This window comes from Hungatella sp. SL.1.14, assembly GCF_024460495.1.
Classification (GTDB): domain Bacteria; phylum Bacillota; class Clostridia; order Lachnospirales; family Lachnospiraceae; genus Hungatella; species Hungatella hathewayi.
On the sequence record NZ_JANFYJ010000495.1, the window covers coordinates 1 to 290 of the forward strand.

The following is a 290-nucleotide window of genomic DNA, read 5'->3' on the forward strand; positions in this document are numbered from 1 at the left end:
GGAGCTCTATTATTTCCCGGAGACGTTTGTGAAAAACCGGAAGGTGCTTGTCTTTCCGATTACGAGGAAAAGCTATACGACGGAAGTGCGCATGGCGATAGATAAGGTGAGAAGTTATCCGGGAGTGAAATCACTGGCGATTACCTGTGATAAGGACAGCGCACTCTACAATGACTTTATGATCCTTTCTCCGGATACGGCGGAAGACAGTGTCGTCATGACCCGCTCGTTCACCAGCATGGTGTACCTGGCTGCCGTCATGGCGATGTATGTGGGCGGTAAAAAGGACG

Annotated in this window: 1 pseudogene; it reads left to right on the forward strand. The window is 50.3% G+C overall.

The features are described from left to right. Positions 1 to 290 (forward strand): annotated as a pseudogene (locus tag NE473_RS31990) (SIS domain-containing protein); the annotation flags it as partial.